Source organism: Geothrix paludis, from assembly GCF_022808815.1.
GTDB classification, from domain to species: Bacteria; Acidobacteriota; Holophagae; order Holophagales; family Holophagaceae; genus Geothrix; species Geothrix paludis.
Genome location: NZ_JAKZLC010000004.1, coordinates 21,892 through 33,543 on the forward strand (window position 1 = coordinate 21,892; position 11,652 = coordinate 33,543).

Annotated in this window: 8 protein-coding genes; 1 reads left to right on the forward strand and 7 read right to left on the reverse strand. The window is 57.8% G+C overall.

Annotation, left to right across the window (positions count from 1 at the left end; translation table 11 throughout):
* Positions 1-15: 15 nt before the first annotated feature.
* The 5 genes from MLE64_RS10620 to MLE64_RS10640 form a co-directional block, all read right to left on the reverse strand.
* Entirely contained in the window at positions 16-2,607 is a 2,592-nt protein-coding gene (locus tag MLE64_RS10620; protein ID WP_243317705.1) for a GmrSD restriction endonuclease domain-containing protein, read from the reverse strand.
* 708 nt (positions 2,608-3,315) lie between these two features.
* Positions 3,316-4,122: a TIGR02391 family protein gene (locus MLE64_RS10625; RefSeq protein WP_243317706.1), complete on the reverse strand. Its 807-nt coding sequence runs from the start codon at positions 4,120-4,122 to the stop codon at positions 3,316-3,318.
* Between the two features lies 1 nt (position 4,123).
* A complete protein-coding gene (locus MLE64_RS10630) occupies positions 4,124-4,954 on the reverse strand; it encodes a hypothetical protein (RefSeq protein WP_243317707.1) in 831 nt (276 codons plus the stop codon).
* Positions 4,955-4,956: 2 nt separating this feature from the next.
* On the reverse strand, positions 4,957-6,138 hold the full coding sequence (locus MLE64_RS10635) for a restriction endonuclease subunit S (protein WP_243317708.1): 1,182 nt from the start codon (positions 6,136-6,138) through the stop codon (positions 4,957-4,959).
* Positions 6,135-7,670 carry a class I SAM-dependent DNA methyltransferase gene (locus MLE64_RS10640; protein ID WP_423748255.1) on the reverse strand — a complete coding sequence of 512 codons (1,536 nt, stop codon included), beginning with the start codon at positions 7,668-7,670 and terminating at the stop codon, positions 6,135-6,137. The genes MLE64_RS10635 and MLE64_RS10640 overlap by 4 nt, the downstream gene beginning before the upstream one ends.
* Positions 7,671-8,013: 343 nt before the next feature.
* Between MLE64_RS10640 and MLE64_RS10645 the strand changes: the two genes are divergently transcribed.
* On the forward strand, positions 8,014-9,747 hold the full coding sequence (locus MLE64_RS10645; RefSeq protein ID WP_243317710.1) for a hypothetical protein: 1,734 nt from the start codon (positions 8,014-8,016) through the stop codon (positions 9,745-9,747).
* Between the two features lie 101 nt (positions 9,748-9,848).
* Here MLE64_RS10645 and MLE64_RS10650 read toward each other — a convergent pair whose 3' ends face one another.
* Positions 9,849-10,544, reverse strand: a complete 696-nt coding sequence (locus MLE64_RS10650; protein ID WP_243317711.1) for a JAB domain-containing protein — start codon at positions 10,542-10,544, stop codon at positions 9,849-9,851.
* A 294-nt stretch (positions 10,545-10,838) separates the two neighbouring features.
* The gene (locus MLE64_RS10655) at positions 10,839-11,528 is read right to left on the reverse strand and encodes a hypothetical protein (RefSeq protein WP_243317712.1); all 690 of its coding nucleotides are present in this window, start codon (positions 11,526-11,528) and stop codon (positions 10,839-10,841) included.
* Positions 11,529-11,652 lie beyond the last annotated feature (124 nt).

Genomic DNA, 11,652 nt, shown 5'->3' on the forward strand with positions numbered 1-11,652 from the left:
TCTGGCAGGGATGGGTCAGCGTCCGGAGGACTCCAATAGAAGGTCGATGGTGGATCGATACAGAGCCGCCATGTCTTCGGCCGCTTGTTCCACGAGATCAGGCGATGGGTTCATGGCCGGGCGAGAGAAATACAGCCTGGACCAGTTCTGGCCCCAGTTCCGAACGAATTCGATCTGCACGTTGGGCGGAAGTCCCTTTTGCCACTCAGCGAAGCGCTGCTGGAAATGATCGAGGCGCGGGTGGTTCTGGGAAGCCTCTTTCGATTCAAAGTGGAGTTCGATTCCGAGGCTCTGGCGGGGTCTTCCGTGGAATCCCCACTCATAGTGCACACCGGAAATGCCTACGGGAATCTGGTGATAGTGCTTGCCGGAAACTGTGCCTGACTTGGCTTGAGGGCAGAGTTCCAGGAATCGAGCCTGCAGTGCTTCAAAAAAGGCACGATATTCCGCCTTCTGAGCTGAGCCCGAGGGGTTTCTGCCAGTAGGATCCTCAAGTTCGCCGTTTCCGGCACCACCCACGAATTCGAGCTGCCGTTCAAATGCCTGGCGGATTAAGCCAATGGCGTAGGGGATATCGCCCTCTGTCGCGACGCCCAGCTCAACATCGCCATTCCCCCAACGCCCGAGCCCCGTCACGTCGCGGGTCAACCCCCTAGGATCGTCCAACTCGGGATACGGGATGTTGATGGAAAGCAGAAGGCGGCCTGCCTGGGGAATGATGTCTACGAAGTTCGTTTCGGCCTTATAGGCAATATAGAGCTTCAGGAACTCCTCGTTGACGCAGGCATCGAGGCTGAGGATCGCCTGGCGGAGCATCTGGAAGAGCCCCTTCATCGCCCCCGTCGCCACATGGGGGTGATCGTCGATGGAGTAGGGCGTGGAAGTGCTTGCCACCTTGCGGGTCAACATCGCAATCGTCGACTCATCCAGAACAGGGGCGGTCCACACATTGCAGCACTGATCCGCGAGTTGGGTGGCGCGTTGAAGGATGGCCGCCTCGTTCCAAGTTTCAAGCAGGCCGATGCCCCGATTCACACGCAAGGGGCTTTCCCGGAATCCTCCTTCCATGTCCCGTTTTTCCGCAAATGGCTTGTCACTGTATTCCGAGTTGTACCCGGTGAGCGTGAGATTCCCGAGTTTGTGCAGGTAGGTCCCATGGATACGCTGCCAATCCTCTCCCAGTTCTTGCTGCCAAGCTGCGGGCACATTTTCGTTCTGGGGCATGATGTGCTCAATGGTGTATTCCTCCACTGAGATGGGCTCCTTGCGTCCGTGGTTCTCCAACCGGCGCAGCCAATAGCTGCGGCTACGGAAGTGGTACATGTCCCGTTCCTGGAGCTGGCGCTTAAACTCGTCGTTTTTCGGGAAGCGCCTGTAGGAGGGTAGGGTCATGAATTGCGCCCTGAGGCTGTCCAGATAGCGGTCCTTCTTCAGGCCCTTTGTGAAGGTCGCGAAGGTCTTGTTGAGTGAATTCGTGGGGATCTCGCAGACAGCACGGCGAAACACATAGCTCTCTATCAGGCGCAGGACCTCCAGGAAGCCCTCCTTGGACAGGAGGCCCTGGTCGTAGTCCGCATAGAGCTCCAGCAGTAGGGGAAAAGCCACTTCCACCTTCAGCTCCCTTAAATCCTTGAAGGCTGCCCGCAGGCCTGGATCCGGCTCGGTATGCAGGGCCATTCGGCAGAAGTAGGAAGCGTGGGTCCGGATGTCCTTCACCAGAGCCTCGACCCCCTCATCTCCCGTCTCGAAACTCTGGGAGTACTGCTTGAACTCCCGGTAGACATGCTCTTCTTTCGGGATGACGCCTGTCTTGACGGTTAGGTAATGCCGCATGAACCCATCGAATTCCTCGGAGTACGCGCGCTGACCAAACTCCCGCTCCATGGGCCGCCAGTAGTGCTCGTAAAGCCGCTTCTGAGGCGCCCAGTCGAGACTCATCAGGATGAAGTTCCGGATCAGATCGGCCTGGCTCAACTCTAGGCCCGTGGAGTTCATGCTCTCGAAGATGAGCTGTGGGTTGTCCTGGTCCCGGTCCAGGGAGATGTCCACCACCATGAGCTTGGCCAGACCTTCGCAGATGGCCGAGAGTTCATCGGAGGCCTCGGTAATCCAGGAACGAAACAGGTCCAGGTTCTCTTTCACCCGGATTGAGTGTTCCTGCGGCAAGGGCGTCCCACCCACCAGGGCGGTCAGCGTGGCCGTATCCGTTTGCGACAGGAGAAGCTTGAAATAGCGCTCGCCCTCTTCTTCCGCGTTAACCAGGTAGTAATGCCGCAGTCTCCTTGCAGAAAAACCCTCGATCGGTTCTGCGGTGCCTAGAGCCTCGGCCAAAGCCAGGATGAGGAGCGACACCGTAGTGAGCCGTTGCTGACCGTCGATCACCAACAGGGGCGACTGGGTCGTCACGGAGTACAGGCCCTGCTCCACGTAGACGATGGAGCCAACGAAGTGGCCCGAAATTTTGTTGCTTCGCCCTGCCTTCAGGATGTCATTCCAGAGCTGGCGGCATTCCCGCTCCGTCCACGAATAGGAGCGCTGGTAGATGGGAATCACGAACTGGGGAGACTTCTTTAGGAAGGCCAGGAGCTTTGCTTCGACAGCTTTCATGGATTCAACCTTCGGGCGTGAGAGAGGGTTGGGGCCACCAATAATGCGTGGGTCCCAGCGGACAGATCCTTGCACCGCAGCGTGGATCTTGGAGGCTGTGAAGGTCCAGGGCCCATTCGCCATTAAGAGCGCGCAAGGCGGGAAGCAACGAGAGGGCGGCGTCGAAAGGGTGGTCCTGGTCGCCGAAGGAGATTGTGGATGGGTCGAGATTCAGTTCTTGAAGGAGCCATGCGGCCATGGCCTCGCGCTGTTCGGCCCATGCGTGCTTCCGGCCCGTGAGGGCGTAAAAGAGCACTTTGGGATGGGCCTCTGTGATCCAACCGCCGTCCTGCACCAGACGCGGGCGTAAAAGGGTCAGAAAAGCCATGCCACCGACGGGCATGGATCCGAAGATGGAATTAGGCGCCGCCACACTGTTCTGCACCGTCGGGTAGGCACGGCGCAGCCAGCGGTCCGCCGGGCGCCAACCTGCCGAGCCGCCGTTCCATTCCGTAAGAGTGTCTACTCCAATGGCAAGGAGGGGCCCATCCAGAGTATGCGTCTGCACCCATTCCGCAGCTTCCTCCAGGCAGCGGCTGGAAGCGAAATGGAGCCCCTTGACACGCCATCGGCCATCCTCTTGGTGTACGGCACATGCCGCAACGCCATGGGCGCCGTCCCCGCCGGGGTCGTAACCAACTATCCAGGCCTGAGAGTGAACACTGGGGGTCATCCACGCCCCCCAAAGTCCGTCGGAACACAGTTATCTAACTTTCGATGCAACATGGATAGGAACGTCAGGTAGTCGGCGGCATCGTCCTCACCCTGCCAGAGAATCTTCGGGCCATGGGCAATGGGGTTCCGGATCGCTCCGTGGGCACCCTTCAGGAGCATGGCGAAGCCCTTATGCTCGGATTGCTCTGTCTCGGTCCGCAGCGTGTTGAAGGCGAGGTGGGGGCGTTCACTGGAGAACGCCTTATCCACCAGGGCAGCGCCATCCAGCGAGAGGCCTGACATCTCGCGGATCCGCTGGAATAGGCCCTTCACTGCCTCGAAGACGGCGTGAAAGTAATTCTCCTGGAGTAGCTCGGCCCGGCAGTATCTGGTTACTTCAGGGTGAATGGGCCGCCCGTGCAGCTTGGAGCGCAGAACCCGAGCACGTTCCTCCGCCTCTGGGATGGTCTTGGCAGCTTTCACCGGACGGAACTCCCCATCTGCACCGAAGTCCAATCCCGCAAAGGCGAGGACCGCATTGAGTTCCCGACGATGGGCATCGAACTCGTCCTGCCTTCCCACGAAACGGGAGGGGCTCAGGAAGGTGCGAATGAAGCTCAGAATGTGGTTTGCACACCGGTCCTGCGATTGCCTGGCCATGAATAGGGCATAGAGCCGCTTCCACTTAGTGGATTCGCCGGAATCGTCCTCCCATCCGCAACTCGCAATGATGCGAGAGATGTCCGTACCAGAGCCGCACTCCCCAAGGACCTTTGCCAAGCCTTCGAGGAGTGATGCGGGGAAGCACGGAACGGCGCTCATCTCATCGCCCCTGATAAACCGCGTCAGCGTCGATCTGGGTGGTGAGGTAGGGCGTAAATCCCGCAAGCAAAATGGACACCACGACCAAGTCCCGCATCTCCATGGAGCGGAGTGAACCACCCCGGCTCCCTCCATGGCGAATGCCCGGATAATCAGACGCAAATCCGTAGAGGCTCGAAAGAGAAGCCCGAACCGCCTTGTGCGGCCATGTGGTTATCTGGCCGCAGATCTGCCCAAGATCAGATCCTGTGACATCGGGATGTGTCTGTCCAAGGGCCTCCAGGAGGTTTACCTGTCTTTGAATGCAGGTCTTGATTCGCTCATCGGAGCAATCAATGCGCAGGTCCCGAATGCTGTTGTCGTAGGCCCGCATTAGGTTATGGAGATGTTCATCCTGGCTCGTCAACTCCCGAAGCTGATTCACCAAACTGGCAAAAACACCGGGGAGTGTGGGGCACAGCGTGCACGGGCGCCGCAGGTCATACCTCAGGCTGAACTTCTGAATGAAGATCTCCAGCAGGTTGAAATAGCTATTAGAGAGAGGGTCACCACCTAGGTCGTCCAGCACATCGTGAGCCGATTCCAGGAAGGCCAGCAACGCTCGCTCTCCCTTGAATGCTTCGCAAGGCGTCCGCTGAAAGGCCTCCGTACTGATGGCGGAATCATCCACAATGTCCGCCAGCGCCTCGACGCCTGGTTCTTCTTTCATGGCACGGGCCAGTTCACGAAACAGCTCACAGAACAGGTCTGAAGGCGACTCCTCGTGGGCCGACAGAGGCTCCCAGATCCAAGTCCAGGTTTCCGGCCAGACGCTGATGAATTCACCCTGCATGGCTACAGCTCCCCCCGAAATGCTCGGTACTGGAGGGAGGCGAAAAGGGCGTCGAAGTGAGCGAGGGAACGGCGATGTTCAGTCTTCATGTGATCCACCAGGTCCATCCGCTTCGCAAATACCTCCTGCAAGGCCATCGGTGGAAGCAGCAGGGGAAATCCTCGGAGCTGCGTCATGTTGATGCTGGCAATGCCGGTCGTCTGCTTGGCTGACTTGAGGAAATAAGTCTTTCCGCGTCTGCTGCCAACAAGCCAGTTGAGGAACAGTGGATGGACCACTCGCGATGTCAACCGCACCCTGAATACGTGATTCTGATGGATGCACTCAACCACTTCACCATGCCAAAGAGAGCCTCGCCCCAGCTTGTCGGGGTCACCTCCCTCCGTCAACAATAGGTCGTTCTTTTGAAGTCGAAACCTAGCTATCTCAACTTCCGTGGCTTCAGTGGATTTGAGAACATCTAGCCGTATCTCCCGATCTTGCACGTTCACAACAGCCAGGTATGGCACTTCGCGAGTTGCGAGCCCATCCAGGTTTCTACCTATCGTGATACCGGACACAATATCGGCCACATCACCAAGAGGCGTCGTATCTGGCCATCCCATTGAATTCGCCACAGGATCACCAAACGTCTCGATGAAAATACTCTGAGCGAGGGTGTCGAGCTTGGCAAGGGCAGTGCGACGCTTGGCCCGGAGAACCTCGACCTGATCCAGGATCGCCGCGATACGACGCTGTTCTAAGAGGGGCGGGAGAGGGAGAGAGAGTTGCTCGAATTTTGACTTGCTAACAATTGCCACAGTGGTAGCGGGCGCCATCCCTACGAGCTTTTTCTTGAGTAATCGACATGCGTGGAACCCGTATCTCGGCCAGACTAAGTCCTCGTTGAATACAATCGAATTGATTTGCTGGTTTGTCGCGAGAGGTTGTCCCGCAATTCCAACCTTTCCAAGGGAACCGATGCAGCAAACCAATACGGCCCCCTGTGGCAACATCCTCGCAACGCTCTCGCCCGCAGCGCTGATCGTTCTCTCTGCCTTAGTTATGGGGTCGAAATGGTCCAATTCCCCAGGAGTTACAAAGGGAATATTGCCACCCCAAAGGGAGTCATCTGCCGTGGAAGGTGTCGACCCCGTGTACACGGTCCCTAGATCGGCAATCGGATGCGAAGGCCATGAAGTCATCCCAGCATCCCCTCCAGCTCTGCCATCCCGTGCTGGATCTCGACTTCTAGCCTCTTCAGTTCCGCCATGATCTGCTTGGGGCTTTCATGTTCCACGGCCTCATGTACCACTTCCTTGTGGCGGTTGAGGCTTAAGTCGTACCCCTTGGCTGCGAGTTCGGCCTTAGGCACGCAAAAACTCTGGGCCGTGCGGTCCCGTTCCCTCTCGGTGGTGGTCCGCTGAATCCAGCGAGTGAGGACATCAGGCAAGTTGTTTTTGGTGTGCTCCGCCTCGGTAAGACCTGTGGCCAAGGCGCCCAGCTTCTCCTCGTCAAGCAGCGGATTTCGCTTATCGTCCAGGCTCCAGCCATCGGCCTGCATATCGTAGAACCAGACGTGATCCGTGCCGCCACTGTTGGTCTTGGTGAAGATGAGGATGCCGCAGGAGACGCCCGCGTAGGGCCGAAAAACGCCGCCGGGAAGGCTAATGACAGCTTCTAGCTTCTGGTCCTCCACCAGCATCCGCCTCAATTCCTTGTGGGCCTTGCTGCTGCCGAAGAGCACGCCATCGGGCACGATGACAGCCGCCCGCCCACCGGGCTTGAGCAGGCGCAGGAAGAGGGCCAGGAAGAGCAGCTCGGTCTTCTTGGTCTTCACGATGGCCAGCAGGTCCTTGGCGGTGCCCTCGTAGTCCAGGCTTCCTGCAAAGGGTGGATTGGCCAGCACCAGGGTGTATTTTTCGTCCTCCCCCGCGTGATCCTGGCTGAGGCTGTCCCGGTAGACCACCTCGGGGTTCTCCACGCCATGGAGCAGCAGGTTCATGCTGCCGATGCGCAGCATCGTGTTATCGAAATCGAAGCCGTGGAAGAGCTTGTGGTGGAAGTGCTCTCGGAGCTCCGGATCCCGCAGGATCTCGGGATGGCGCTGTCGCAGGTATTCGCCCACCGCCACCAGGAAACCGCAGGTACCCGCCGCCGGATCGCATACGAGGTCCGTGGGCTTGGGCTCCATCAACTCCACCATGAGCTGGATGATGTGGCGCGGCGTACGAAACTGGCCGTTCTGCCCGGCGGTGGCAATCTTGCCGAGCATGTATTCGTAGAGGTCGCCCTTGGTATCCCGGTCCTCCATGGGCACCTTGTCAATCATGTCCACCACCTTGGCCAGCAGATCGGCCTTGGGGATGGTGAATCGGGCGTCCTTCATGTGGTGGGCATAGGTGCTTTCGTCGCCACCGATCCTTTGCAGGAACGGGAAGACATGATCAGCCACCACGCTAAACATCTCCCGCGCTTCAAAATTCTTGAATCGCGACCAGCGCAGATCCGCAAAGGGGCGCCCCTTAGGGTCGTTGTCATCCGGGAAGATGCTCCGCTCCATGGGCTTACCAAAACGGTTGGCCTTGAGCTCCTCCACCGTGTGCAGATCGTCCAGCCGCCGTAGGAAGAGCAGGTAGGTAATCTGCTCGATGACCTCCAGGGGGTTGCTGATTCCACCCGTCCAGAAGGCGTTCCAAATGGCATCGACTTGGTTGCGGATCTCGCCTGTGAGCACAATCAACTCCAGATCTATCCCTAGCAAAGGCAAGAGGTATTCAGCATATTCCCATGGTTCATCCCTTTTCGGTTGGTATCCTCTGCAGCAAGAACCGACACCAGTGGACATGGGGGGGATCACCCAGGCCTTGGTTTCACGACATCACATCAGAGAGACTCAAGGAATGCCAATGCCTACGGACCAATTAGGCCATCTATCTTCCACCGTTCCGGGAGATGCTTGGCACGCCTCTTGGTCCTATGTCCGTCTACTGTTGCTCCAACCGCAGGTCAGAGTCGAAGGACTATGGAAGCTCGGGGACAAGTTCTACGCTGTGTGCCCGGATCTCCCCAGGGGGCTGTTGGCGAAAAATGGCGACCCGCTAGACACCTGGTTCAAAGACAACAAAGCCATAACCTGCCCGATCAGCCTCGCAGCCTCCATTCCAGAAGGTGGGTTGAAGATCCTAGAGCAACAAGCCGCAGACTTGGCGATGCTCCGGGGGACTCCGCTAACAATTCATGATGTAAATGTGCAGTTGGCAATCCTCTTGCCGAAGAGTTTTCCTGATTTCACCTTTGACGACCTGCCACCTGAAAAAGGCTTTGTGTTTGTCTCAAGGGAACTGACACACGAAGAAACATCGGTAATCCATGGGACCTTGAAACCCTTTTTAGTTGGTCTCCCACTCCGTGTTGAAGTGGTGGTCGCACCGAACCGCTTCGTTAGTGCTGAGGCTGCTGTCCCCGAAATCCCTTCTTCCAATGGGCTCAACCTGCTCCCGGCACGGTGGCTGAATCCAACTACTCCAATACCCATCCGCCAGGCAGTAGAGGAGGACGACGATTTTTGGGCTTCTCGCCATGTTGAGATTCTCAGTGGGCCGTCAGCCGACCCGAAGGATTGGTTAGGTAATGGAATTCCAATAGATGGGTCGAGGTGCTTAATTGATGCGTCAGTATTGCCCCCGCGCAATATCCGAACCAGCTTGGCCCTGTTCCGCTATGTCACGCTCGTAGCCCCACTCAGAGACCACCACGATATTGCACTGAAGGGATTGGCAATCAGCGAAAGTGACCTCATTGAACTAGCTCATCGCGGCCGAATTCAGGTTCTGTTTCCACAGCCTATAAATCGCTACTCCACTGGCTTCCTGGAGAGACTATTCGAACTGGACAGCAGGCCATACATCCTGTCAAGGCGTCTCGCTGCGGCCACGGTAGCAGACGCCCGAAGGCGAATGCCATTGCTTTACCCTCCTGTTGGAGTAGCTGAAAGAAGAATCTTATTAGAATTACTCCAAATGGTTCAAGACAACGCTCCGGCACCATGGCGAGAAGGGCTGATTACTGGACTTGGGGAATCCTGGACATCCGCCGAATACGCCCTGCACTCCAAGGGGGCTATGGCGACCTCCCTGAATGGATTCGGACGAATCCTAGGCGAGATGGTTCGGAGAGAGACTGGGAAGGACTTACTGCTGGAGCTTCTCTTCTCCTCCATGCCCGTCGAGTGGGCAGGGGCTTTGGGTGCCACGATCATGCCGGTAGGGCTGGAGAATGAAGGTCCACAAAAGATGGCGGAGTTTTGTGCCAGCGCATACTCGGGCGCGGTCACTGGCACTCAGCTGGCTTCCATCGGAACTGTCGAAGCAGTGTTGGAAGAGGTGCTTGCGCTGGAGGGCGATGCCCCAGTTCGAGAATTAGATACAGCATTTAGTCCCCGGGATATCTCGCAACTGAACGATCTGGTCTATGGAATCGTGAGAGGTAATTTGACTGGCCAGGACCTTAGAAAGGCGGTTCGAGATTTGAACGACAAGGTCAGGTATTACAACTCCAGCACTAAACGGGTGGCATGGCTAAACCTCATGGCTCCGACGGGGGCTCTCGCAACGTACGCACTGACGGGAAATCCAGGGGGCGCGACGTTCGTTGGACTGGGGTCCTGGCTGTTGGGACTGATGGTGAAGGATCTCGACGCAAGTCGGCATCCTTGTGGTGGGCTTATCGATTGGGTCCGTAGTGTCAACGCCCGTACTACTCCAGATGTCGTTCTAGTGAGTCGGCTAAAGAAAGCCATTAAGGAAGGGTGATGGCCTCCTTCCGAGGCACTGTGCCATAGGTCTTGAGGGCTTCTAGCAACCACCTTTCTTCGGGAAACCGGCATCTGGCTACTTGTTAAGCAAGCTGGTCATCACCTATCCCACCCATCTGCGGCACGGAAGCTGTGCCAAGTGTCGCGACCGATGACCATGTGATCCACCAGAGGCACCCCCAGACTCTCGCCAGCAGCACGCATGCGGTTCGTGAGCAGTATGTCTTCACGGGACGGTGTGGGATCCCCAGAAGGATGGTTGTGCCAAGCCAGGGCCGAGGTGGCACCAAACCGGAGTGCCTCTCGGAAGAACTCCCGCGGGCTGATGAGGCAGGCGGTGGCGGTGCCGTGAGCCAGGATCCGGTCGGCGATTAGATCTCCCTTCGCATTGAGGGCCAGCATCCCAAAGCGTTCCTCAGTCCAGCCCTGGATCTTGGGCAACAAATAGGTGCCTGCGGCGCGGGGGGAAGAGATTCTTGGGCGCTCGAAGCTGCGGGTGGATCGTCGCTGCACTTCCTGGAGCACCGCGAAGCGGGCCATCTCACCCTTCGTGAGCCCGATGGTCTGGAGTTCGGCAGGCCCCAGGGCCACCAAGCGCCCCAGGCTCTCGACCTGGCGGAGGATCTCCTCGGCACGTCCAGGGCGGGCGCGATTCAGCATGGCCTCGATGATCTGGGCATCGGAGAGAGCTTCCGGCCCATAGAGAGCCACGGTTTCGGAGACAGGAAAGTTCCGAATTTGTGCAGGAACGCTCGCGTTCGGCTGATCGAAGAGGGGAAGGTTGGAAGAGGTCATGGCGTTTCTCCGTGCCCACCGGGTCGGGGCACGAAACGCCGGGGTCCCCCGCTCCCCAGGCCTGGACCGGGAACGAACCGGGTAACGCAGTGAACCGGGCAGAGAGCGGGTAGGGCCGCTGTGGCGCGGGATCAGGACAACCGGCAGTGCCTGAACCGGAGATGGGCATGCAAAGCCGTGAGTCCATGCCTCCGACTCGAATATCGCCAAGTGCCACAAGAGCTGTTTACCCAAATATCAGGATCTGAATGAACCCGCTTCGCCATGGTCGGTGGGCCTGTGAGCTTCTGGCTGCTACTCCAGGCAAGGGCTCGTCTTCGTCCCATTTGATACTGGGTGATCGTCGTCGGTTGGCCCAGACTGTTGAAGGGCCATGACAAAGGCTTCCATCTTCGAGCCCAACTCGTCGAGCCATCGACTGATTGCCCGATAGGAACACCAGAACAGCTTTGGATGTCCGTGCCTTCCCACCAGCCGGATACCGAACCCGAAGATCTTCCGCCGATAAGGATTCTTGCAGCTGATCAGCGAAAAGCATTGGCCCATGCGAAGGTCGAAAAGGTCATCCAAGAATTCCAACTGTCCCATGCCGGCGGCGACCTTTTCCTCATCAATGTACAGGCGCCCCTTTCGCGCAGATGTGACCTCTGACCATCTCGATTCAGAAGGGAAAAAGCCCGGTTCCGCGCCAATCCGGTGCCGGGCCATCCATCCGATACGCAGGGGCCGAAGCGAAGACAAATAAGCGTCCAGGATTTCCTGCCCTAGGCCCTCAAGGAGGGTTGGCAGTTTCTCGTGAGGAATTTTCAGAATGGTTTCATGGACCTCTGGTTCACCTTTCACCCGTCGGGTGCGATGGACATCCATGACCTTAGTCGCCGGACCAAAGTGGAAGGTGTAGTGGTTGTGCGAATTCTTGGGGTTGAAGGTGATCTTGTCGCCGAGGAAGGCCAGAACGGCATCGCCCAGATCGAGCTTCTTCATGCCATGAGGTAGTGGTGAATCGCCGTTTGTTGCCATACGGTCCCCTCTGCCTTTCCAGCTCGCAAGTGGAAGAAGTCTCTTCGTGATGTTGGACCTCGTCACCATTACACGCAATTCGGAGTGT